Raw genomic sequence first — 21219 nt, 5'->3', positions numbered from 1 at the left:
CCATCTCGAATCGTTGAGCAATACATTGTGCAATAGCGTACAGACTCGAGGGCCTGCGCTCGATCAGCCACTACCCGCGCTCGCAGTGCGGCCGAGCGTCTGCGAGATCCATGACCTGACTAGGCTGTTTGCTCTATCTGCCAGCCTGGTCGGCAATCGGTTGAAGCCGTGCGGGGCCTCCGGGAAGATGACGCGGTCGGCATTGCCGCTTTGGCTCTGCCATCGCTCATACATCGAGATGCTGTCGTCGAGGATTGGATCGAGCGCTCCGGCGACCAGCAGGGCGGGGGGCAGGCCAGAGAGATCGGCAAACAACGGACCCTTCGCCTCACGCCCGGAAAGGCTTGGCGTCAGTCGCTGCAAATTGCGCAGCGCCGATGGCCCATCGATCACCAGGCTTCTGCCGGTCGAGAGCCGCAGACTTTGCGACCCGCCGAGATCGAAAGCACCGCACATGGAAACAAATCCGACAACCCTCTCCGCCTTGCCGCGCTCGCGAAGGTGGAGGAGCGCCTCCGCGGCGAGATGCGCGCCCGAGGATTCGCCACCCACGATAATCCGCTCGACCTCAAACTCGGCGAGATGATCGACGAGCCATTCGATCGCGACCTTGCTGTCCTGAAGAGAGAGGTCCAGCCGGTCGTCGGCCGCATTATGAAAATCGACGCCGGCCACCAGTATTCGACAGTCTCTGGCGATTGGGCGGGTGATGCGGTCGTCAAGCCGGGCGTTGCCCATCACCCAGGCGCCACCATGGAAATGGACGTAGAGGCCGCAGACGCCGTCGCCTGGGCTGATCAGCCTCAGATTGATCCGCCTGCCGCCCGCCTTGATCGTTCGGGTGGCAATGTCGCGGCGGGCAAGCAGTCCATCGGGCAGGAAGAACTGCGCTGCTTCAATGGCGGCCTGCATGACCCTGGAATTCCAACGGCGGCCGGTATGGTAACGCGGAAGTAGGCCGAGCACAGCATTGAGCCCGCGCGCGTGTCGGATCTCGTGACAGGTCACATGCGGCGGGCTCCCGCTCGCCGCCATCCGATGTGACGTCTTTTTCACTTCGACGTCAGTCCCTGGATCCGGGTCAGATGCATCCTGAGATCCGGCAGGATCTTCTGGGCGGCACGCTTCAAGGCTCCGTCAGGACCATTTTGCGAATAGTCCAAGAAAAGGGACACAGCCTGCTGATGCGCCGAAACCTGCGTCGATAGATAGGCTTGGTCGAGGTCACTCTCAGGGCTTTGCCCAAGTGCTTCAAGCTTCTTCTGGTGCTCTTCGTCGAGGGCGGATGGCAGCTCGACACCATCCTCTTTGGCTGCTTGCGTCAATGCCGGTCCCGCTCGCCCGTGATCCTTCAGCATGTCATTGGCAAATTGCTTGGCGTCCTCAGCCGAGCCCTTGGCAACTTCGATCCTAGCGGCTTCCACCTCGAACATGTTCGAGATGGACGCGCGCGTGGCGAAATCGGTTGCCTTCTGGTGCGAGGCGTCATCGGCAAGAGCGGGCGCCGCAATCAGCAAAAGAAAGCAAAGTCTGGCTATCACCTTCATGAACGTTCTCCGGTATGAGTGCGGGGCGAGCCTGACCGCCAGTTACAACTGCTCAGCCTGTGCTCCGCTGTCAGGTTTGGCCGGTCCGAGGACCGGCTTCTGTCCCATCGGCTGCGGAACGACTGTCTTGAAATTCCCCTTACCGTCGATTGATGGACCTTGCGACCAGCGTCCCGGCGCCGGCTCGCTGCCGTCCTGCTGGAAGCCGAGATAGGCGTAGCTGAATTCCTGCAGTTCCTGCTCCTGGGGGAAGCTGTTCGGAATCGGGAAGACCTTTGTCGGGCCGCCGAGTTCTTCGAGTGCTGCCATCCATTGGTTCTGATGCATGGTGTCACGAGCGATCAGATAGGAGAGCATCTGCTTCATCCCGGGATCGTTCGTGAGGTTGAACAGGCGGGTGGCCAAAACCCGACCAGTGGATTCGGCGGCGACATTGGCCGCCATGTCTGCGGCGATATTGCCGCTTGCGTAGATATGCGACATGTCGAAGGGAACGCCGTCGGAATCGACGGGCATGGCTGAGAGGCCGGCCGAGAGCAGGTTCTTCATGTTCAGCCCGCCAAGCACCGCGCTCGCGACAGGATCGCCGGCAACTTCTTCCTTGACCGAAACCGGAGCGCCCTCAAGGTTCAATGCAACCGCTGTCGCCAGCATCTCGATGTGGCCGAGTTCTTCCGCCGCCGTATTCATCAGGAGATCGCGGAACTTGGGATTGCCACGGGCGCCGAAGGCCTGAAAGAAATATTGCATGGCAACCCGGATCTCGCCTTCCACGCCGCCGATTGCCTGCTGCAAAGCTCTGGCGAATTGAGGATCGGGTGAATCGACCCGCACCGGGAATTGAAGCTTTCCATCCGTATAGAACATCAGTCTCTCCTTTTTGGGGTGTTCGTCTATGCCAAGGCATCAGGACTCGGCCCCAACAACCGGACGAGGAGGCGGTTCCCGATGCGCGGTAATCCGAGAGGGTTGGTTTCATTCGTACGGATGGGGATTGCTGGGAACTAAGACGAATCGTTCCGGTTAGGGTGCTTCGAGAAAAAGGAGGCCCGATATGGCAGAGAACGAGATTCGTGACATTTTCGTCGTCGGCTTGAGAAACGCGCATGCCATGGAAAACCAGGCGCTCAGCATCATGAAGCCGCAGCTCAAGCGCATCGAAAATTATCCGGAAGTCGCTGAAAAGCTCGATCAGCACATCCGCGAAACCGATGGCCAGATCGTGCGCCTGGAAGAGATCCTCGACGGTTTGAATGAGGACAAGTCGACGCTGAAGGACCTCGCACTTTCCTTTAGCGGATCGATGGCGGCACTTGGCCATACGGTTGCCGGCGACGAGATCCTGAAGAATTCCTTCGCCAACTATGCTTTCGAAAACTTCGAAGCCGCGGCCTACAAATCGCTGCTCACCATCGCCGAAGCCGGCGGTTTTGGCGGCGCCATGTCCGGCCTGCAAGCCAGTCTCGCTGAGGAACTGGCAATGGCGCAATGGATCAACGACAACGTCGTCGCGCTGACGACCAAGTTCCTTTCGCTGCGCCAGGCCGGCGAAACGGCGAAGGTCTGAGGCATGGTCAACCAGCTTCCTCTGTCCGATGGTGACCTGCGCCCGCGAGGAAATCGGCTGATGGAACGCAGGTCGTCCTGACGTCCGATCTTGCCTATCGAACGATGTGGATCGTCAACGTCATCTTTTATGGCGACCCGACGGGCAAGGTCCGTGGGTTCTCATCGATACGGGCCTGTCGACTTCGAGCGATCGGATCAGGGAGTTCGCGGCCCTGCGGTTTGGTGACAATGTGCCGCCTGCCGCCATCGTGATGACGCATGCGCATTCCGATCACGCCGGATCCGTCGAGAGTCTCGCAAGCTACTGGGATGTGCCTGTCTTCGCGCATCCGCTGGAAAAGGCCGTATCTGGAGGGAGAGGCGTCCTATCCTCGCGCCGATCCGCTGGCCGGCGGCGGCGCCATGACCTTGCTATCGCAGCTCTATCCGCGCTCGCCTGTCGATGTGCGGCCACGGCTGGAAATGCCACCTGCCGACCAGACTGTGCCGGGGATGCCGGGATGGGTATGGCTCCATACGCCGGGTCGCCGGGCCATATCTCGCTTTGGCGTGAAAGCGACCGTACGCTGATAGCGGGCGCCGCCATCATTACGACGGGACAGGAATCGGCTTACGAAGCGATCGCCCAGACACCGGAGATCCACGGACCGCCGCGCTATTTTACGCCGGATTCGCAGGAGGCGCAAAAATCCGTCTCGCTTCTGGCATCGCTGGAACCGGCGCTTATCATCTCTGGGCACGGCAGGCCTATCAAGGGGCAGTATGTCAGAAATCAGCTGCATCGTCTCGCTGTCGCCTTCCGCGACATCGCTGTGCCCGAAGGCGGGCGCTACGACCTTGATCCGGCAAAGGCCGGCAAGTCTGCCAGCGATACCTCTCGCTGATTCCGCACATTGCAGGAACCGTGGGCGGGCTCGTGAGTTGCATAGATCAGACTGCCTTAAAACCCCGCGTCTTCCGGAGAGCGAGCATTGGCAGAAGCTATGACACCGCCCAATGAGAACCGGTTGCTCGCCCTCTTGCCCAAGGAGGAGCTTGCAGCGGTCGTTTCTCGTCTCGAAGCTTGCGAGACCCCTCGCGGCTTTCTCATGGCCGAAGCCGGCCGGGCGATCGACTACGTCTATTTTCCGTGCTCGGGGGTAGGTTCCGTCATCAATATTTCGCCCGAGGGCAATCGCGTCGAAGCCGGATTGTTCGGCCGTGAGGGGTTTGCCCCCACTGCGGCAGCGATCGACGCGGGAATCAACATTACCGAGATCACCGTCCAGGTACCGGGTTTTGCGTATCGGTTGCAGCAAGACACGTTGCTGGATCTGATCAAAACTCAGCCGGTGCTTACCAGTCTGCTGCATAAGAGCACCCACGCCCTCGCGGTTCAGGCCGGTTTCACCGCGCTCTCCAATGCGATCCACGGCATCGATGAGCGGCTGGCTCGCTGGATCTTGATGTGCCACGATCGCATTGACGGCGATAAGCTCGCCCTGACCCATGAATTCATTGCACTGATGCTGGCAGTCAGACGCCCGAGCGTCACCACAGCGCTGCATCTGCTCGAGGGCAACCATTTCATCCGCTCCGTCCGAGGGCTGGTGATCGTCAGAGATCGCGCCGGTCTCGAGGAATTCGCCGCCGACGCCTACGGCAGGGCGGAGGACGAATATGAGCGACTGCTTGGACCTCTGAGAAAATCGAAGCGATCAGCTCTTTCGAACCGATTGGCTGCACAGGGATAACCGCAGCCTATTCCCGCATTCCATTCGAGCCGCGATCCCCCCGGACGCCGTCATTGCCGCCGTAAAGCTGCCCGTGATCGCGACTGCCTTGAATCCGTTAACCAAGCTGCCGCTCGACCCGGAGCCTGGTCGGCGCGCTACTTCCAGGTTCATCACCTAGGCGAGGATAATCTGCGGATGGAAGGCGTCGACGAGATCGATGCTCTCATAGAACCATCCGCTGCCATCAAGCGTCTTGATCAAAAAAGCTTGGTCCTGGGAATTTTCCTGGAACAGATTACCGTGTCCGTCGGCGATCTGCCGCCGGCTCACATCTATCCATTCGCGGTCCGTCGGGATGCGTTACAGCTTCACACTCATGTGATAGAGGTTCGGTGCCGAAATTGTTTGATTTACGGTGTAACCCGATTGCCTGCAGCTACGAATGAGCTCTTTGACAGCATGACCACCGCCCATTCGGAAGAAGCCCTGAAAGCATTGATGCTTCTGTCCCTTGACGGGGACGAGGCTGCCTATCGGCGTTTGCTGACGGCTTTGCGTGTGCTGCTTGTCGGCTATTACAGCCGCAGGATGGCTGCGGCGACGAGAGCGGACATGGAAGATCTGGTGCAGGAGACGTTGCTGGCGCTGCATTCCCGACGGTCTACCTATGACCGGAACAGACCTTTTACCGCCTGGTTTTTCTCCATCGCCCGCTACAAGCTGATAGACCATCACCGCGGCCGTGGCGGACGCAGGCTGGCTGAGACAGAGCTTGATGAAGAGATCGAAAGCGACTTCAGGGAGGACAGACTGACTGCCCGCCTGGACGTCGAGCGGTTGCTTGACGGCTTGCCGCCGAGACAGCAGGAACTGATCCGGCAGGTGAAGCTCGAGGGCAGTTCGGTTGCCGACGCCGCAAGCCGCACCGGCCAGTCCGAATCGGCGGTGAAAGTCAGCATCCATCGGGCGCTCAAGGCGCTCGGAGAGAGATTGCGAGGCACATCGTGACAAAGACGGACGATATCATCGAACGATTGACAAGCGACCTGAAGCCGGTGCCGCGCAACGCGCTATGGCGCCGCTTTGCGCTCGGCATAGCGCCCGCCCTCGCATTTTCCCTGCTGCTGATGCTGATCATTCTCGGCCCCCGGGTCGATATCTCAGACGTGTTGATGCTGCCGGTCTTCTGGATCAAGTCGGCCTATAATGCCCTGATTGCGGCGGCCGCCTTTGCAGCCGTTTTTCGGCTTTCCCGCCCCGATGGCTCGGAGGGACGCTTTTTCGGTCTGCTCGCCTTGATCTTCGCCGCCATGACGGCCGTCGCGGCCATTCAGCTTCTGATGGCGCCGAGCGAGAGCTATCGATTGCTGATCCTCGGCTCCTCGGCGCTGCATTGCCCGCCGCTCATCGCAGGCTTTGCGATCCCGGTCTATGCCGGTACGGTCTGGGCACTGCGCCGTGCAGCGCCAGTGGATCTGCGGCTGACCGGCTTCGTCGCCGGCATTGCCGCGGGAGCAGCCGGCGCCTGGGTCTATTCCTGGTTCTGCACCGAAAACGGCATGCCTTTCGTGTTGATCTGGTATACGCTCGGCATCCTGCTCATCGGCGCTGTCGGCGCCGTCACCGGACCCCGCCTGCTACGCTGGTGATCCTTCTCGGTTTCTTGATCTGGAACATTCCGGGTTTCCCTTGGTTCGAGGACCGAAGGAGAGAAGATGAGCCAGGAATCGGACCGTCGCGCTTTCATGATCTATTTGGGAGCCATTCTCTTGGTCGGGCTCGTGATCGCGTTCGGCGCTACGCTCTCGTGGAACTCGATCAGCATAAGCGGTCAGCCCACGCAATCTTCAACGGAAGCCAATCCTTGACGAAGTGGCCGAAAGACGACCCGATCCGCTTGGACCGGCCGAGCGACGAAGGGCAGCGGGATGCGCTGAAAACCCTGTGGCTGGTCATCGCTGTGATCGCGACCGTGGTCGGCATCGCCTTTCTGCTCTACATCTTGATCCTCGTTTACGGGGTCATGCAAAGGCTGTGAGCCGGCGCGACCTGAAATGTGCCGCGGCCATTGAGGCAGCACCTATTTCTCCCTGCGCCGCGCAGTCAGCTTTAAACGGATGTCGAAGTGATTGAGAGTGCCGGGAAGATTGGCGACGTCTAAAGACGGATGCAGCAGCACAATCTCGGCGGCCGACAAGAATGTGCCCACGGCAAGGCTTGCAATCGTGGGCACGAGATTATGTGCCGGGCATATGACAGGACCGGCGCTGAAAGGCACGAGCCCTGCGGCCGGCAACGCATCGTTCTGTCCCCAGATGCTCGGTTCCATCCGATTGGCATAGAGGAGCGCGGGGTCTCGATGGAAAAAGGGGACGAAGATGATGACGCCAGTGCCGCGAGCGATGACCCTGTCGCCTGACTGGATGTCCCTGGTCAGCTGCCTGAGGATGGCGGGCGTCGTCGGCCAGAGACGCAAAACCTCCAGCAGACAACTGCGTGTGAAGGGGCGATCGAGATCCACGCCGACGGCCTCTTCCACGGCTTTGCCCCAGTAGCTCACATGGCAGGCCAGCAAGGCGAGCGTCCTCATAACGGCAATTCCGGCTGCATCAAAGGCGAACAGCCATTGGGCCACCTGGTTTTCCGGAGCAAGCTCATCGCCTCTGGGAAACCGATTGACAAGACTGTACTTCTCCGGCTCTCGAAGATAGCGGCCGACCTGGTCGTGAAACCGAGCAAGCTTGCGCTGATCGACTGGGGCGGCAAATGCCCAGTTCGCCCGGCCTCGAAGTTCGTTCAAGGTCTCGGTCAATGTAACGTCGTTGCGCGCTCGTTCGCCGAGGACAATCCGCCGGACGATCCGGAACCAGGCCTGCGAAAAGGCCGGCCAATCGAGCTCACGGGGTAAGTTCAGGATCTGCAGGAATTCTGCGTCCACGATCTTCTTGAAATGCATCGCATATGGATGCAGCCGGTCTGCCGCTGCCAAAGCGTGCTCATGGGCAGGCCGAAGCTCGGCGCGCCGAGAGTCCGATGAGATAAGGACGTTTTTCGGCTCGAAGTGAACAAGGGCGGCATGCTTTTCCGTCGTCGCCGCGGCAAACGGTTCGGGCGACGATTGAAGCACCGTGGCGACATCGGCCGGATCGAGGATCAGCAGTTGTGGTCGCAATGGGATGGGCAGCAGAAGAGGAGCCGGCCCGTATTTGTTTCTCAGCCGCTGCATCTGTTCCACGGCGGTTCTGTCGAAGCCTTGCCGCTCCGCCAGACGCTCCATTGTCGGGCGGCGAATGATGATGCCCTTGGCAACCGTTGGGGCCACGACCGCCGTCAATACTTGGAGCGTATCGAGCCATCCGGCGCGATTAACTCTGGGAAAGATGGCGTGGCTTCGCGCGTTCATGACTCTTCAGCCTGGCCCGGCGGTTGGCCCATATCGATTCGATCGGCCGATCCTATCGATTTGGGCTTGGAACCAGGACCACGACCGTTTGTTCCGCTCGAGGCGAAGCGGCCGGCGCAGCGGGCTCAATCGACGAGATGGTTTCCGAGCATCGCAATCAGGCACTCGCGGGCGCGGCTCACACGGCTTTTCAAGGTGCCGATCCGGCACCCGCACATCTTGGCGGCGTCCTCATAGCTCGTTCCGGCAGCCACCAACGTCAGAGCCCGGCGCCTGTCGTCGGAAAGAAGGGTTAATGCCCGCTGCAATTCGTGCTCCCGCAGCACCCACTCCTGGGTCGGGGCGATCGCCACCTGTTCCATCGCCGCGTCCATTCCACCCGGCTCGCGTTTCTTCCGCCGATAATTAGTGCAGAACGTGTTTCGCAGGATGGTGAAAAGCCAGGATTTGAGCGAGGTGCCGGGCTGGTAGAGGTGAAGCGAGTTCAGCGCCTTCAGCAGGGTTTCCTGAACAAGGTCGTCAATGTCGTCATCGCTGCGCAGGAACCTTCGGGCAAAGGCCCGCAATGCTGGTGTCAGCTCGACGATCTCCCGCTCGATCGCGGATTTTTCTTTGAAATGCGATGCGGGGCGTACTGAAGACGAGGAAGCCATTTTTCTCTCCTGGGATGAGAAGGAAAGTCGCTGGCTCCCTATTCGTTGCCGTACGATACCGGACACAAGTCCGGCTTGGCCGGCGGCTGCTCGCCGGCTCGCGGACGGGAACAACGGCGTCCCGCAATCGTTCGGTGATCGCCGTCCCGGTACTCTCGATCGGGCGGTCTCTTCCTTGGCCGGACAGAGATGACGCCCCCGCCCAAGGGGGCGTCATATTTCTGATCGGAACATCCGACCGATGCGAGAGTTGATTGTCGTCACGACACGCCACAGGAGGATTAAATGGCAACCGAGAAGACTCTGAACGATCTGTTTCTCGATACTCTCAAGGACATCTATTACGCCGAAAAGCAGATCCTGAAGGCCCTGCCGAAGATGGCCCGCGCCGCGGAATCGGAAGAAGGCAAGGCCGGTTTTCTGCAGCATCGCGACGAGACCCAGGCGCAGGTCGAACGCCTCGAACAGGTTTTCGAAATGATCGGCAAACCGGCACGCGGCAAGACCTGCGAGGCCATTCAAGGCATCATCGCCGAAGCCGAGGAGATCATGGACGAATTTAAGGGCACCGCTGCCCTCGATGCTGGTCTGATTTCGTCCGCACAGTCCGTCGAGCATTATGAAATCGCCCGCTACGGCACGTTGATCGCCTGGGCAAAGCAGCTCGGCCTCAAGGATGCAGTGCCACTGCTGCAGGCTACGCTTGCCGAAGAAGAGGCGACTGACAAGAAGCTCACGCGGCTCGCCGAGTCCTCGGCCAACATCAAGGGCAAAGGCAAGGCAGCCTGAGCCGCTCGACCGCGGTGTCCCTTCGCAACGGCCGCCGCCTCGGCGGCCGTGCTTTTACCGGGGCTGCCTCGCAGATCAAAGACCGAGTTGCCAAACTTCGATAGCGAGCACATTCCCCTCGGGCGCGATGAGACGCACCGAGCTTACCCCGCTGAAGCCGGGCAGCCGCTTGGTTCCGGTCCAGCGGCCATCGTCGGCGAAGACCTCGATCGAACCTGCATCGAGGAATATCCGGATGGTCGACGGGCGCGCGCCGGCGGCGATGTAGCGTGGCGAGACCTTGGCATTCGCCACCGAAAAGGGAATGCTCAGCCCATCGTCGTTCAACAGGACCTCGAGCGCCGCCTGCGGATGTTCGAACGTCAGGCGGAACGCCTTGCCCGGCTCCTTGAGGGTGAGCAGGATTTCGACGGCGCCGTTGGCGAGGTCGACCGCCTGGCCGTCCAGAAGGCCATAGGCATCTAGCCGGCGTTGCCGCAGGCTTTCGACACCGGCGACCGGTGGCGTGATCAGAGCCCCCTCGTGCAATGCCAGCCGGCGCGGCAGCGTCATCGCCGTCGCCATGTCGATATCCTTGGAGACGTCAGTCCAGTTCGCCAGCCATGCGATGCCGACCGGGCCGCCGCCATCGACGAAGGCCTGGAACGCGTAGGCGTCGGTGCCGAAATCCAGTTCCTGTTCGAATTCCACGGCGAAGCTGCGGCCATCGAAGCGACCGACGGTCGCAAGCGTCATGTTGCGCCGGCCGGTTGCCGGATCGCGGCTTGTGAGAAGACCGAAGATCAGTGCCCAGAGGGTCGATGGGTCGTTTGCGGGACCGTCGAGGGGCACCATGCAGGGGCATTCCGCGGCCGTCATTCCGAAGCGGTTCTCGCGATGAAGCACGCCGAGGAAGCTCCACCCCGCCGCCGCAGCCGGATCGTCCGTTTCGTAAAGCAGGATGACGCCGCCCTCACGGTCCCGAGTGCCGAGCAGCATCTTCCATTTGTCATCGGGACCCATGAAGACATAGGGATCGCGGAAGTCGGTCGTCAGGCCGAGGCCCGCGGGCCGCGCGGGCAGGATCAGGCTTGCCGGGTCGACGCTGACAAGATCGCGGCTGGTTGCTGTGAACTGAACCTGTTCCTCCGGTTTCCGATCCTTCATGTGCTCGGTGAAGAAGATGCGAACGCCGGCTTCATCCCTGGGAAGAGCGATCGCCGAGCCGGAAAATGCGCCGCCGCGCCCATCCGCCTGCGCCGCGAGTTCGTCCGAAGGCGGAAGAAAGATCGGAAGATGCGTCCAATGAAGAAAATCGTCCGAGACAGCGTGACCCCAATGCATGTTGTTCCACCGCAGGCTATGCGGGTAGTGCTGATAGAACAGGTGCACCCTGCCGCCGAATCTACCAAAACCGTTGGGATCGTTCATCCAACCGAAGGGTGGGCGGAAGTGATAGCCGCCGGAGATTTCGGGTGCGACGTTGGAAGACCCGACATGCAGCATCCGGATGCCTTTTTCGAGAACGCCGGGCTGAAGGAAGGCGTAGAGAACCGAGACCTGCGTCGTCACGGGATTGTAGGAGAAGTCGGTTTCCCCACCGCTTTCCAGCGTCAGCACCCGAAACTCGAATTCATGGCGATTTGACGTTTCCACAGTGATGGCCGGTTCGCCATCGACATGGGCGGTCAAACTTCCCACGGCGCCGCCATGCCGGGCCTTGATCCACGCGTGGATCGTCGCTCCCGCGGGCAGGACGGCGCTGATCGTCTCCGGCCCGCGTTCATGGGACGGAGTCATCGCTTGGCTTGTCATCAATTCAACCTTTCACGGCGGAGCCGATGAAGGAACTCACGAACCAGCGCTGGAAAACGAGGTAGAGCCCCAGGATCGGGATCATCATCAATACGGAGGCGGCCATCGCCCGATCCCAGTAGATGCTGTCCTGACCGAAGAAGGTCGCGATGGCGACGGCGATCGGCCGGGCATAATCGGTCTGGGTGACGAGGATCGGCCAGAGATACTGGTTCCAGGTCTCGATGCCCATGAGGATCGAGACGGTGGCCAGTGCGGGCAGGCTGAGTGGCAGGAAAATCGAGCGATAGGCCCGGAAGAAGGAAGCGCCGTCCATCTCGGCGGCTTCCAGCAGTTCCTTCGGCAGCTGCGTGAAGAACTGGTAGAACAGGAAGATGTAGAGAGGGCTCGCGACCCAGGGCACGATCTGCACTGCGAAGGTATCGGCCATTCCGGCGCGCGAAACCATCATCACCAGGGGCATGATGATGCTTTCCTGCGGGATCACATAAAGCGCAATCACGATCGACAGAATGACGGCGCGGCCCTTGAGCGATCCCCAGGCCAGAACGAAGCCGGCCATCGAATTGACGATCAGGCCGGAGCAAACCGTCGTGATCAGAATGATCAGCGAGTTGATGAGGTAACGGCCGAAGGCGAGTTCGCCCGAGAGGTGGCCGACCTCCGCATAGTTGGAGAGCGTCGGTTTCGAAACCCAGAAGGCGCGGAAACTGCCCATATCGGCCAGAATCTGGAAGCGATCGTCCTTGAGGCTCGCCACGACGAGGAGCAGCAATGGAGAGACGATCACCAGGGCAATGATGAAGATGGAAACCGTCTGGACGATGCGTAAAACCCTTGCGGCGGAGCGCGGCCGCGCCACGCGGGCCTGCGGGATCGAGAGAGCGATATCAGACATCGAAGCGCCTCAGGAGCTGGCGCTGGATCAGCGCGATGATGAGAACGATGACGAACAGGATGACGGACACGGCGGAGGCATAGCCCATCTTCTGTTCTTCGAAGCCGGCGCGGACCATGTAATGCACCACCGTCTCGGTGCTGCTCTTCGGCCCGCCCTGCGTGAGGATGGCGACCTGGGTGTAGAGCTTGAATGCCTGGATAGTTGTGATCACGAGGACGAAGACATGGGTCGGCCGCAGGCCTGGCATCGTGACATGCCAGAATCGCCGGAAGGCGTTGGCGCCGTCGATCTTGGCGGCATCGTAGAGTTCGTCGGGAATGCCCTGGAGGCCGGCGAGATAGACGATCATCTGGAAGCCATAGGCCTGCCAGGCCGAGAGCAGGACGATGGAAAACATCGCCCATTCGGGATCGCCGAGCCAATCGATCGGCTGGATCGCTCCGCCGGAGAGAAACCCGAGGATCTGGTTGAACGGTCCCGTCGGATATTGGAACAGGGTGCCCCAGATGACGCAGACCACCACCATCGAGGTGATCGCCGGAAGGAAGAACATGCCGCGCAGCAGATTGCGGAACGGCAGCTTCTGATGCAGCAGCAGCGCCGTCGCAAAGGCGAGGCCGCATTGCGCCGGAATGATCCAGAAGGTGAAGCGCGAGACGTTCCAGAGAGCCGTCCAGAAGAGATCGTCCTGGAAGGTGCGGATGAAATTGTTGAACCAGACGAAGCGGACGGGCGTCGGCCGGGGCACGAGAGGCTGGTTGGTCATCGCCGTCCAGAAAGACAGGAGGAACGGCACGATCAGAAAAACGGTTAACAGGATGATCGCCGGCGCGAGCATGGCCGCTTCCTGCATCAGCCGTCCCTTGTCACGCCGGAGCGTTATTCGAGCGGATCGCGACGATGTCGATTGTTGCATGGCCATACAGCTCCTCCTCTCCAGGCTTGATGTCGGTTCCGCCTTGCGATGTCACACGGACACATCGCAAGGCTCCGATTGGTCGGCGAGGGCAATTATTGCTCGTCATCGAACGGCGGGTATCCGTCATTGTCCTCGATGTCCTGGTCGATCTTCTTGGCGGCTGTTGTGAGCGCCTCCCTGGGATCGCCGCCATTGAACACCTCGTCGACGGCTTGCATGAAGGCTGACGTGATTGTGGGATAGGCTGGATGCGGCGGACGTGCGACGGCGGTCTTCGATGCCTGTTCGAAGGCGATCGCCATCGGACCGCCATCGGCATAGAGCGGAGACTCGGCAGCGAAGCTCTTCAATCCGGGATAGCCGGATTGGCTTGCGACATAGGCCCGGTATTCCTTGTCCTTCAGCAGGAAGCTGATGAACTTAGCCGCGATATCGGGATGTTTCGATGTCTTGGTGATCGCCCAGATCCAGGTGCCATTGGGGCTTACGCTCTTTGCGCCGAACTTCGGAAGCGGCAGGACGACGAGGTTGTCCTTCATGGCGGCTACCGCCTCCGCATAGACCCAATGTCCGCCGAGCGCCAGGGCCGCCGGATTGCCTTCGGCGTAGAACTGGTTGGTGCCGGCCGACTGTGGCACGACCCAGCCGTTCTTAACCCATTTCTGCATCATCGCAAGCGCATCGACGCAGGCGTCGCTGTCGAGCGTGCCCTCGGATTTCCAGGCTTTGCGGTCGATCAGATCGCAGCCGGCCGATTGCAGGATGGGGCCGTATGCGTAGGTTATCCATTCGGTCTTGATGCCGTAGCCGCGGAAGGTGTCAATCGGCCATTTCACGCCATCGAGCTTCGAGAGCTTCTCGAGATAGGTTTCGAACTCCGCCCGCGTCCAGGCATCGTCGACGGATTTCGGGATGCGGGCCCCGATCGCTTCGAGATATTTCTTGTTGCCGTAAAGAACGACGGAAGAGTCCGTCAGGCCGATGGCATAGAGATCCTTGTCGATCGGATATGTGCCCTGAGCGATGTTGGACTCCGTCATGTCGTCGAGGACGTCCTTGTCGATCAGCGGCTTGATCGGCTGAAGATATCCCGACCAGACGTAATTGGCGAGGAACGGCGCATCGAGCTCCATGACGTCGGGCAGTTGCTTGGCCATGACGGCCGCGCTGAACTTCTCGTTATAGGCGTCGTGCGGCGCATAGATGAATTGGACATCGACATCGGGATTGGCGGCTTCGAAGCGCTCGGCGACCTTGCCATAGGCGGCGACAAAGCCTGGATCGCCCTGATGCATGACCTGGATCGCGGTCTTTTCGGCTGCGTCAGCCCAAGTGGCGGCCAGTGCCGAAGACAGGACGAGAGACCAAAGTAAACGTTTACCCATTAGAATTCCTCCTCAATTGAATGGGCCTTCCTCAATTTACACGGATGCCCGTTCCACCAACTGGAACGGCAGTTTCTGGACCCCGACCGGAGGCCGGTCTTCGGCAAGCAGGATGTGCGCGGCCTGGCGACCCATGGCGCGGTGCGGCAGCGCCATTGTTGTCAGCGGCGGATCGAGGCGCGAGGCGATCTCGACCTGGTTGTCGAAGCTTGCAACGGCAACGTCATCGGGAATGGTCGCGCCCGAGCGGCGCAGTGCGGCATAGACCTCCATCGCCACGCGGTCATTACCGCACAGGATGGCATCGGGTGGCCGGGGACCTTTCATCAGCTCATGCACATGCGTTGCCACGAGGCTAGGCGCCCGGTCGCTGTAAACAGCCTTGCCGACGGCCGGCAAGACCAAGGCGCCGGCTCCGTTGATGCCGGCATGATCGAGCGCCTGGCGAAAACCGAGTTCGCGCAGTTCGCCAGCGAGAATGCCGGGCAGGTTGATGAAAGCGATATTGCGACGGCCTGCCTCGATCAGGTACTGCGTGATTTCGATCGCCGCTCCCGTTTCGTCCGGCACCAGGGACGTCACGCGGTCATTGGCGTCCCGGCAGTTGATCATCACCCCGACGGTATCGGCAAATTCACGCGGCAGGTCGACGCTTTTGTGATACATGGCCGCATAGGCAATCGCGCGCGGGCGAAAGCGCCGCATCTCGTCGAGGATTGATCCGACGCTGCGGTGGCCGCTGAGCGTCATGGCGAAGACGGCCATGTCGGAAGCGCGCACGGCGCCGTCGAGCCCCCTGATGATCTCGGTCGCGAAAGGCGAGGTGATCAGGTCATCGGCGACGAGGCCGACAAGCGGCATCCAGCCCTGCCGCATGCTGCGAGCGGCGAAGTTGGTGACGTAACCGAGTTCCTCGGCGATCCCCTTGATCCGCTGGCGCGTTTCATCCGACATGCGCGCCGAACCGCCATGCAGAGCGCCTGACACGGTCTTGACGGAAACGCCTGCGCGGGCGGCTATGTCGTTGAGTGAAGCAGTCACGGGTTCGCTTTGGGTTATCGATTACCCACATTGGTATCAATCCCTTTTCGATGAGTCAAGCGATGACAGCCCCCCTGCCCCGCTCAATCGATGTCCTCAGGGATGAAGCCACCGGTCTGGCGCCTCCACAGCCGTGCAAACAGCCCCTCGCGTTCGACCAGTTCTTCCAGCCGGCCTTCTTCCACAATCCGTCCGCGATCGAGCACGACGATGCGGTCCATTCTGGCGATCGTCGAGAGGCGGTGGGCGATGGCGATCACCGTCTTTCCCTCCATGACGAGGTTCAGCCTTTCCTGGATGATGGCTTCGGATTCGCTGTCGAGGGCGGAGGTCGCCTCGTCGAGGACCAGGATCGGCGCATTCTTCAGGAGCACGCGGGCAATTGCGACGCGCTGGCGCTGGCCGCCGGACAGTTTGATGCCGCGATCGCCGACGAAGGCATCGTAGCCCTTGCGGCCTTCGCTGTCGGCAAGATCGGCGATGAAGGCATCGGCGCTCGCCATCTTCGCCACCCGCTCGATCTCTTCCCGCGTCGCCTCCGGCCGGCCGTAACGGATATTGTCGCCGACCGAGCGATGCAGCAGCGCGACATCCTGGGCGATGACGCCGATCGCCCGGCGAAGGCTCGCTTGGGTGACCGCGCGGATATCCTGCGCATCAATCAGGATCGCGCCCTCGTTGATATCGTAGAAGCGCAGGAGCAGGTTTGCGAGCGTCGTCTTGCCGGCGCCTGACAGACCGACGAGACCGACCTTCTCGCCTGGCCGGATCGTCAGCGACAGATTGTCGATGACGGGTTTGCCGGACTTGTAGGCGAAGCGGACGCTTTCGAAGCGGATTTCGCCTTGTTGCACCGTGAGATTGGTCGCATCCGGCCGGTCGATGATTGTGGGCGGCGTCGTCATGACAGGCATGGCGTCCTTGATCGTGCCGATCGCCTGGAAGATCTGCTGGCCCATCTGCAGGAAGACGAAGATCTGCGACGACAGCCGGTGGAGGATATAGATCGCCCCGACGAACTCGCCGACCGTGAGGAAGCCTTTGACGAGGCCGGAAAATCCGATCGCCAGCATGCTCAGCCACAAGAGCGTATTGAAAATGACGACGGTCACTTCCGACGAGCGGTAGATGCGCTGTTCGCTGTGCTGCGTCTGCACCGCCTTGCCGATGATGCGGCGGATGGCGCCCGCCTCGCTGTCTTCGGCCGCAAACTGCTTGATCATCTGCATGTTGGTATAGAGATCGGTGATGGCGCCGGCGACCAGGCTGCGCTGCTTGGCGGTGCGGCGCGAGCGCTCGACGAAGACGGGCACGATCTTGGCGGTGAAGGCGACGTTGAGCACGATCCAGACGACGACCGGCAGCGCAAGCTGCCAGGCAAGCGCGCTCAGCAGGATCACCGAGCCCACCAGCTGCATCAGGAAGCGCGGAATGGACTGGAAAGCGGCGAGAATCTGCTGCTGGACGGCGGACGAGACCTGCTGCAGCCGCGAGGAAACCTGGCCGGCATAGACATCGTGGAAGAAGGCGAGATCCTGCCGCTCCACCGCCTTGTGCCCCTGCCACTGGATGGCGGCCGGCATTGCTATGCCCAATGTGTGCGAGTTCAGCGTGTTGAGCATGAAGGACACGATAGGCATTACGGGAAAGATCAGGAGGCCGAGAACGGTCAGCAGCCGCCATTCACTCTGCAGGAAGGCGGCAGCACCTAGCTCAGTCACACCGTCAACGATGACCGAAAGCCCCCAGACAATCGTCAGGTTGATCACCTCGAACACCATGGAGCAAAGCGCCAGCGCAATCAGCACGCCACGAAACATGCCGATGAAATGCAGGAGCACCGTCACCGGCCCTTTCGACGGCAGCGGCCGGTAGGGTATGTCCAGCGGCCGGATCAGGGTTTCGAAAGGACGATAGATCGCATCTGAAATCGACATGGGCCGCTCGGGTTCAAATATCGGAAGGAGAGCGCGGACTCAGGGCTTCGCAGGTACGATAGGACCATCTCGCGCCTGCAATCTCAACTAGAATTTTGCTGAATGTCTGGAAACGGGAGGCTGTGGAAATGGATAAAGTGAGCGGTGGAAGGGTGGCAGATATGCCTTCCCTCGGAATGAACCCCGCCGAAGCGGGGTTCATTGAGCAGGCAAGCCGCTCAGTTGTTATGCGCTGCGCAGGCTTCGTCCATCGGCGTGGCGTTGCTCGTGCCGCCCTGCGTCTGGAGATTGGCGGAGTTGTTGACCGGGTTCGGGCACTTGGTCTTGTCCATTTTCATCGTGCCGCTGGTTGTTGAGCCGGTCGTGGTGGTATCAGTCGCCATCGGCTTCTTGGCCTTCGTGTCGGTCGTGGCGCCGCCGCCCTGATCGGCCTGGTTCTTGTCGATCGTGGCGCCGGCCGGTGCCGGGTTGGACTGGGCGAAAGCCGACGTGGCCATGCCGAGAGCGAAAAGTGAAGCTGCTACGAGTTTCATACGCATTCTATTGTCCTCCTTGGGGATCTTTGCATGCTAGGCCTATTCACAACCTCGCCGGCAGATCATTGTTCCGCTTCCGTGGAAGACAAATGCATCCATAGGCCTGCGACCCGGATTGCAGGCAGCAAGCGGGAGGATGAGCGGCAGACCGCTCCACGGGTTGATTTCTTCGACCAGCAGAAGCAGCAGCGTCTGAATGCCTAATCTGGCGCCCCGCTGGGCGCGGACGGCTCAGATCCTTCGGTCGAACAGCACCAGCGACTGGGCGTCCTTCAAGCGGAACATCTGGGCGGGCCGGTTGCTCGCCCGGCGCATCTCGCCTTCGACCGGCTCCAGGAAATCGGCCTCCGCCATGCGCTTTCGAAAAGCCGATTTGTCCAGCTTGCGGCCGAGAAGGGTTTCATAGACCGATTGCAGCTCGCTGAGTGTAAAGCGGGCCGGTAGCAGATGGCCGGGCAGGCTCGAATATTCGACCTTGCTCCGGATGCGGCCGAGCGCCTCCTTGAGGAGGGACGCATGGTCGAAGGCAAGGGACAAGCCGACGCCGTCGCCTTCTATCGGCCGCCATTCGGCCTCCTCGGCCAGCGCATCCTGCCGTTCGGCGACGTCGTCGGCCGAAAGCAGCGCGATATAGACGATGCTGATGCTCCAGCCCCGCGGGTCTCGATCGCGGTTCCCCGTCGTTTGCAGCTGTTCGAGATAGGGTGTTTCGACGCCGGTCTTTTCCTTCAGAACCCGCCGCGCCGCGCCCTCCAGATCCGCATCCTCGTCGATATGGATCCAGCCGCCAGGCAGGGCCCAGTCGCCGGTGAAGGGCGCGTTCGCGCGTCGCACCAGAAGCACGGAGAGGCCCGCCGGCGACAGCGAGAAGATGGCGAGATCGACGGTGGCGATTGGTTTGAAGGCGTCATTATCGTGTGTCGTCATGATGGGAACATAGCAGGTGTGAGCCTTAGTGTAAATCTTCAACTAAGTTAGTTGACATTTGCCACTAAGCCATGTTTCTCTTTTTCGACACGAGCGAGGAGCTCGCGCCAAGAACAGGAAAACGGATATGTTCGGACTGCGCTTCATCAAGACGGAACCCACGCAATACGTCATCCAATATCAGAACGGCAAGGCCGTCCGCGAGGGCGCCGGCCTTGCCTTCTGGCATTTCTCGCCTTCGAGCTCTCTCGTGCTCGTGCCGACGGCCAGCGTCAACGATCCTTTCATCTTTCCTCTGGTGACATCAGACTTCCAGGAAGTGACGGTGCAGGGGCAGATCACCTACCGCATCGCCGAGCCGCGCCGCACGGCGGCACTTTTGAATTTCACGCTCGACCGCAGGGGCCACTATGTCTCGGAGGATCCGCAGAAGCTTTCGACCCGCGTGATCGACCGCGTTCAGGTGGCGATGCGCGCCGAGGTGCAGACGCTGTCGCTGAAGGAGGTTCTTGCTTCGGGCGAGGCGCTCGTCGCCGGAGTGGCCGAGGCGCTCAAGGTGCATCCGACGATCGAAGCGCTCGGCTTGGAGATTCTCGGCCTGTCGCTGCTTGCCGTGATGCCGAAGGCCGAGACATCAAAGGCGCTGGAAGCACATGCCCGTGAAGCCCTGCTGCGGCAGGCCGACGAGGCCATCTATAGCAGGCGCAACGCGGCGATCGAGCAGGAGCGGACGATCAAGGAAAACGAGATCGCCACCGAGATTACCCTGGAGAACAAGAGGCGGCAGGTGCGCGAAGCCCAGATGGAGGCCGAACGCGCCGTGCAGGAACGGCAGCTGCAAATCCGCCGGGAAGAAATGGCCGGCAAGATCGCGCTCGAAGAGCAGAACCGCGAGCTGGTGACGCTGGCGGCGACCAATGCCCGGGCCGAGGCCGACGCGCAGGCCTATGCGCTGACGGCGATGATGAAATCCTTCGAGGAGGCCGATCCGAAAGTGCTGCAGGCACTCGCCTCGGTCGGTATGCAGCCGGGCCAGCTGATGGCGCTCGCCTTCCGTGACCTTGCCGACAATGCGACGAAGATCGGCCAGCTGAACGTCTCGCCCGATCTTCTCAGGGAGATCTTGCAGCCGCAGGAGGGCAAGGACCGTGCCGGTCTCTGACGAGCGCAAGATCATCCTTGTCGTCAGGCCCACCCGGCTCGACGAACTCATCGCCCGGTTCAACACGGTGCAGCAAGCGCAGTTCTATGTCGAACATCTCGGCGCCGACTTCAGCGACTACCTCGCGGAGAAGAAGCGATACGAAACGGCTATATCAGAGGTGGAAGCAAGCCTGCGTGCCGTCGCCCGCGTCCAGCGCCTCGACCGCCGCTACCTCGCGAGCTTCGTCTTCGCTCCGGACGATGTCGTCGTCGTGCTCGGCCAGGATGGGCTGGTCGCCAATACGCTGAAATATCTCGACGGGCAGCCGGTGCTCGGGGTCAACCCCGATCCCAGGCGCTGGGACGGCCTGCTGCTGCCCTTCAACCCGAAGAGCCTTCCGAGAGTGATCGGCGAGGCGCTGAAGAACAAGCGGCCGATCAAACACGTCAGCATGGCCAAGGCGACGCTCAACACCGGCGCCGTCATCCACGCCGTCAACGACCTCTTCATCGGGCCGCAAAGCCACGTCTCGGCGCGCTATATCCTTCACGCAGAGGAGCGCGAGGAACGCCAGTCCTCGAGCGGCATCATCGTCTCGACAGGCATGGGATCGACCGGCTGGCTGAAGAGCCTCTACTCCGGCTGGCTCGGAGCCGCAAGCGCGCTGGGGCTCGCACCCGCCAACCGGACGATCGACATGTCCTTCGCCTGGGATGCGGATTACCTGCGTTACTTCGTGCGCGAACCCTTCCCCAGCCGCACCACCGGCACCACCATCGTCGCTGGCATCGTCTCTCAGGACCAGCCGCTCACCATCGTCTCCGAAATGCCGGAACACGGCGTCATCTTCAGCGACGGCATCGAGGCGGATTTTCTGGAGTTCAACGCCGGCACGCGGGCGGAGGTGACGCTGGCTGAGCGGCAGGGGTTGCTGGTGGTGTGATGGACGGGCTAGAGAT

Annotated in this window: 23 protein-coding genes and 1 pseudogene; 10 read left to right on the top strand and 14 right to left on the bottom strand. The window is 61.2% G+C overall.

The window, feature by feature from the left end; genetic code table 11:
- Positions 1 to 63 precede the first annotated feature (63 nt).
- The 3 genes from NXC14_RS28250 to NXC14_RS28240 all read right to left on the bottom strand — a co-directional run bounded on the left by NXC14_RS28250 (position 64) and on the right by NXC14_RS28240 (position 2414).
- Positions 64 to 912 (bottom strand): alpha/beta hydrolase fold domain-containing protein, encoded by an 849-nt coding sequence (locus NXC14_RS28250; RefSeq protein WP_245362247.1) that lies wholly within the window; start codon positions 910 to 912, stop codon positions 64 to 66.
- Between the two features lie 140 nt (positions 913 to 1052).
- A complete protein-coding gene (locus NXC14_RS28245; RefSeq protein WP_085781343.1) occupies positions 1053 to 1547 on the bottom strand; it encodes a DUF4142 domain-containing protein in 495 nt (164 codons plus the stop codon).
- 42 nt (positions 1548 to 1589) lie between these two features.
- The gene (locus NXC14_RS28240) at positions 1590 to 2414 is read right to left on the bottom strand and encodes a manganese catalase family protein (RefSeq protein WP_085781342.1); all 825 of its coding nucleotides are present in this window, start codon (positions 2412 to 2414) and stop codon (positions 1590 to 1592) included.
- Between the two features lie 187 nt (positions 2415 to 2601).
- On the opposite strand from NXC14_RS28240, the gene NXC14_RS28235 reads away from it, so the two are divergent.
- The 3 genes from NXC14_RS28235 to NXC14_RS28225 all read left to right on the top strand — a co-directional run bounded on the left by NXC14_RS28235 (position 2602) and on the right by NXC14_RS28225 (position 4849).
- Positions 2602 to 3114, top strand: coding sequence for a ferritin-like domain-containing protein (locus tag NXC14_RS28235; protein ID WP_085781341.1), 513 nt, complete (start codon positions 2602 to 2604; stop codon positions 3112 to 3114).
- Positions 3115 to 3220: 106 nt separating this feature from the next.
- A complete protein-coding gene (locus NXC14_RS34025) occupies positions 3221 to 4000 on the top strand; it encodes an MBL fold metallo-hydrolase (protein ID WP_348630267.1) in 780 nt (259 codons plus the stop codon).
- Positions 4001 to 4204: 204 nt separating this feature from the next.
- The gene (locus NXC14_RS28225) at positions 4205 to 4849 is read left to right on the top strand and encodes a Crp/Fnr family transcriptional regulator (RefSeq protein ID WP_348630266.1); all 645 of its coding nucleotides are present in this window, start codon (positions 4205 to 4207) and stop codon (positions 4847 to 4849) included.
- Between the two features lie 8 nt (positions 4850 to 4857).
- Here the strand turns inward: NXC14_RS28225 and NXC14_RS28220 are convergent.
- Positions 4858 to 5086 (bottom strand): annotated as a pseudogene (locus NXC14_RS28220) (molybdopterin-binding protein); the annotation flags it as partial.
- Between the two features lie 204 nt (positions 5087 to 5290).
- Here NXC14_RS28220 and NXC14_RS28215 point away from each other — a divergent pair.
- From NXC14_RS28215 to NXC14_RS33210, 4 genes are all read left to right on the top strand, one after another.
- The gene (locus tag NXC14_RS28215; protein WP_085781339.1) at positions 5291 to 5839 is read left to right on the top strand and encodes a sigma-70 family RNA polymerase sigma factor; all 549 of its coding nucleotides are present in this window, start codon (positions 5291 to 5293) and stop codon (positions 5837 to 5839) included.
- On the top strand, positions 5836 to 6480 hold the full coding sequence (locus tag NXC14_RS28210) for an NrsF family protein (RefSeq protein ID WP_085781338.1): 645 nt from the start codon (positions 5836 to 5838) through the stop codon (positions 6478 to 6480). Before NXC14_RS28215 ends, NXC14_RS28210 begins: the two co-directional genes overlap by 4 nt.
- 66 nt (positions 6481 to 6546) lie before the next feature.
- Positions 6547 to 6699 carry a hypothetical protein gene (locus tag NXC14_RS33215; RefSeq protein WP_198175591.1) on the top strand — a complete coding sequence of 51 codons (153 nt, stop codon included), beginning with the start codon at positions 6547 to 6549 and terminating at the stop codon, positions 6697 to 6699.
- Positions 6696 to 6869: a hypothetical protein gene (locus NXC14_RS33210; RefSeq protein WP_198175590.1), complete on the top strand. Its 174-nt coding sequence runs from the start codon at positions 6696 to 6698 to the stop codon at positions 6867 to 6869. The genes NXC14_RS33215 and NXC14_RS33210 overlap by 4 nt, the downstream gene beginning before the upstream one ends.
- A 42-nt stretch (positions 6870 to 6911) precedes the next feature.
- Here NXC14_RS33210 and NXC14_RS28205 read toward each other — a convergent pair whose 3' ends face one another.
- Both NXC14_RS28205 and NXC14_RS28200 read right to left on the bottom strand, forming a co-directional pair.
- Positions 6912 to 8234, bottom strand: a complete 1323-nt coding sequence (locus NXC14_RS28205) for a cytochrome P450 (RefSeq protein WP_085781337.1) — start codon at positions 8232 to 8234, stop codon at positions 6912 to 6914.
- Between the two features lie 125 nt (positions 8235 to 8359).
- Entirely contained in the window at positions 8360 to 8887 is a 528-nt protein-coding gene (locus NXC14_RS28200) for a sigma-70 family RNA polymerase sigma factor (RefSeq protein WP_085781336.1), read from the bottom strand.
- Between the two features lie 285 nt (positions 8888 to 9172).
- Here NXC14_RS28200 and NXC14_RS28195 point away from each other — a divergent pair, with 285 nt between their 5' ends.
- Positions 9173 to 9676 (top strand): ferritin-like domain-containing protein, encoded by a 504-nt coding sequence (locus tag NXC14_RS28195; protein WP_085781335.1) that lies wholly within the window; start codon positions 9173 to 9175, stop codon positions 9674 to 9676.
- A gap of 75 nt (positions 9677 to 9751) precedes the next feature.
- Here the strand turns inward: NXC14_RS28195 and NXC14_RS28190 are convergent, their stop codons facing one another.
- The 8 genes from NXC14_RS28190 to NXC14_RS28155 all read right to left on the bottom strand — a co-directional run bounded on the left by NXC14_RS28190 (position 9752) and on the right by NXC14_RS28155 (position 19116).
- Positions 9752 to 11470, bottom strand: a complete 1719-nt coding sequence (locus NXC14_RS28190; RefSeq protein ID WP_085782026.1) for a GH32 C-terminal domain-containing protein — start codon at positions 11468 to 11470, stop codon at positions 9752 to 9754.
- 4 nt (positions 11471 to 11474) lie between these two features.
- Positions 11475 to 12368: a carbohydrate ABC transporter permease gene (locus NXC14_RS28185; protein WP_085781334.1), complete on the bottom strand. Its 894-nt coding sequence runs from the start codon at positions 12366 to 12368 to the stop codon at positions 11475 to 11477.
- On the bottom strand, positions 12361 to 13293 hold the full coding sequence (locus NXC14_RS28180) for a sugar ABC transporter permease (RefSeq protein ID WP_085781333.1): 933 nt from the start codon (positions 13291 to 13293) through the stop codon (positions 12361 to 12363). Before NXC14_RS28180 ends, NXC14_RS28185 begins: the two co-directional genes overlap by 8 nt.
- Before the next feature lie 89 nt (positions 13294 to 13382).
- Positions 13383 to 14675 carry a sugar ABC transporter substrate-binding protein gene (locus NXC14_RS28175; protein WP_085781332.1) on the bottom strand — a complete coding sequence of 431 codons (1293 nt, stop codon included), beginning with the start codon at positions 14673 to 14675 and terminating at the stop codon, positions 13383 to 13385.
- A gap of 36 nt (positions 14676 to 14711) precedes the next feature.
- Positions 14712 to 15716 carry a LacI family DNA-binding transcriptional regulator gene (locus tag NXC14_RS28170; RefSeq protein WP_085781331.1) on the bottom strand — a complete coding sequence of 335 codons (1005 nt, stop codon included), beginning with the start codon at positions 15714 to 15716 and terminating at the stop codon, positions 14712 to 14714.
- A gap of 83 nt (positions 15717 to 15799) precedes the next feature.
- Entirely contained in the window at positions 15800 to 17653 is a 1854-nt protein-coding gene (locus NXC14_RS28165; RefSeq protein ID WP_085781330.1) for an ABC transporter ATP-binding protein, read from the bottom strand.
- 218 nt (positions 17654 to 17871) lie between these two features.
- Positions 17872 to 18192 (bottom strand): hypothetical protein, encoded by a 321-nt coding sequence (locus NXC14_RS28160; RefSeq protein WP_085781329.1) that lies wholly within the window; start codon positions 18190 to 18192, stop codon positions 17872 to 17874.
- 228 nt (positions 18193 to 18420) lie between these two features.
- Positions 18421 to 19116: an NUDIX domain-containing protein gene (locus NXC14_RS28155; RefSeq protein WP_085781328.1), complete on the bottom strand. Its 696-nt coding sequence runs from the start codon at positions 19114 to 19116 to the stop codon at positions 18421 to 18423.
- A 127-nt stretch (positions 19117 to 19243) separates the two neighbouring features.
- Between NXC14_RS28155 and NXC14_RS28150 the strand changes: the two genes are divergently transcribed.
- The gene (locus NXC14_RS28150) at positions 19244 to 20278 is read left to right on the top strand and encodes an SPFH domain-containing protein (protein WP_085781327.1); all 1035 of its coding nucleotides are present in this window, start codon (positions 19244 to 19246) and stop codon (positions 20276 to 20278) included.
- Positions 20265 to 21203 carry a sugar kinase gene (locus NXC14_RS28145; RefSeq protein ID WP_085781326.1) on the top strand — a complete coding sequence of 313 codons (939 nt, stop codon included), beginning with the start codon at positions 20265 to 20267 and terminating at the stop codon, positions 21201 to 21203. Before NXC14_RS28150 ends, NXC14_RS28145 begins: the two co-directional genes overlap by 14 nt.
- Positions 21204 to 21219: the final 16 nt, after the last annotated feature.

Origin of the sequence: Rhizobium sp. NXC14 (genome assembly GCF_002117485.1) — a bacterium.
Lineage (GTDB): Bacteria > Pseudomonadota > Alphaproteobacteria > Rhizobiales > Rhizobiaceae > Rhizobium.
This window is presented reverse-complemented; position numbering and strand designations above follow the sequence as displayed.

What these genes read in the sequence shown, in the direction of transcription:
- NXC14_RS28190 (WP_085782026.1), bottom strand. Translation starts at nt 11,470, where the DNA reads ATGACAAGCCAAGCGATGACTCCGTCCCATGAACGCGGGCCGGAGACG.
- NXC14_RS28250 (WP_245362247.1), bottom strand. Translation starts at nt 912, where the DNA reads ATGCAGGCCGCCATTGAAGCAGCGCAGTTCTTCCTGCCCGATGGACTG.
- NXC14_RS28180 (WP_085781333.1), bottom strand. Translation starts at nt 13,293, where the DNA reads ATGGCCATGCAACAATCGACATCGTCGCGATCCGCTCGAATAACGCTC.
- NXC14_RS28165 (WP_085781330.1), bottom strand. Translation starts at nt 17,653, where the DNA reads ATGTCGATTTCAGATGCGATCTATCGTCCTTTCGAAACCCTGATCCGG.
- NXC14_RS28215 (WP_085781339.1), top strand. Translation starts at nt 5,291, where the DNA reads ATGACCACCGCCCATTCGGAAGAAGCCCTGAAAGCATTGATGCTTCTG.
- NXC14_RS28205 (WP_085781337.1), bottom strand. Translation starts at nt 8,234, where the DNA reads ATGAACGCGCGAAGCCACGCCATCTTTCCCAGAGTTAATCGCGCCGGA.
- NXC14_RS28160 (WP_085781329.1), bottom strand. Translation starts at nt 18,192, where the DNA reads ATGCGTATGAAACTCGTAGCAGCTTCACTTTTCGCTCTCGGCATGGCC.
- NXC14_RS28175 (WP_085781332.1), bottom strand. Translation starts at nt 14,675, where the DNA reads ATGGGTAAACGTTTACTTTGGTCTCTCGTCCTGTCTTCGGCACTGGCC.
- NXC14_RS28195 (WP_085781335.1), top strand. Translation starts at nt 9,173, where the DNA reads ATGGCAACCGAGAAGACTCTGAACGATCTGTTTCTCGATACTCTCAAG.
- NXC14_RS28240 (WP_085781342.1), bottom strand. Translation starts at nt 2,414, where the DNA reads ATGTTCTATACGGATGGAAAGCTTCAATTCCCGGTGCGGGTCGATTCA.
- NXC14_RS28235 (WP_085781341.1), top strand. Translation starts at nt 2,602, where the DNA reads ATGGCAGAGAACGAGATTCGTGACATTTTCGTCGTCGGCTTGAGAAAC.
- NXC14_RS28155 (WP_085781328.1), bottom strand. Translation starts at nt 19,116, where the DNA reads ATGACGACACACGATAATGACGCCTTCAAACCAATCGCCACCGTCGAT.
- NXC14_RS28200 (WP_085781336.1), bottom strand. Translation starts at nt 8,887, where the DNA reads ATGGCTTCCTCGTCTTCAGTACGCCCCGCATCGCATTTCAAAGAAAAA.
- NXC14_RS33215 (WP_198175591.1), top strand. Translation starts at nt 6,547, where the DNA reads ATGAGCCAGGAATCGGACCGTCGCGCTTTCATGATCTATTTGGGAGCC.
- NXC14_RS28245 (WP_085781343.1), bottom strand. Translation starts at nt 1,547, where the DNA reads ATGAAGGTGATAGCCAGACTTTGCTTTCTTTTGCTGATTGCGGCGCCC.
- NXC14_RS28185 (WP_085781334.1), bottom strand. Translation starts at nt 12,368, where the DNA reads ATGTCTGATATCGCTCTCTCGATCCCGCAGGCCCGCGTGGCGCGGCCG.
- NXC14_RS28225 (WP_348630266.1), top strand. Translation starts at nt 4,205, where the DNA reads ATGGCCGAAGCCGGCCGGGCGATCGACTACGTCTATTTTCCGTGCTCG.
- NXC14_RS28150 (WP_085781327.1), top strand. Translation starts at nt 19,244, where the DNA reads ATGTTCGGACTGCGCTTCATCAAGACGGAACCCACGCAATACGTCATC.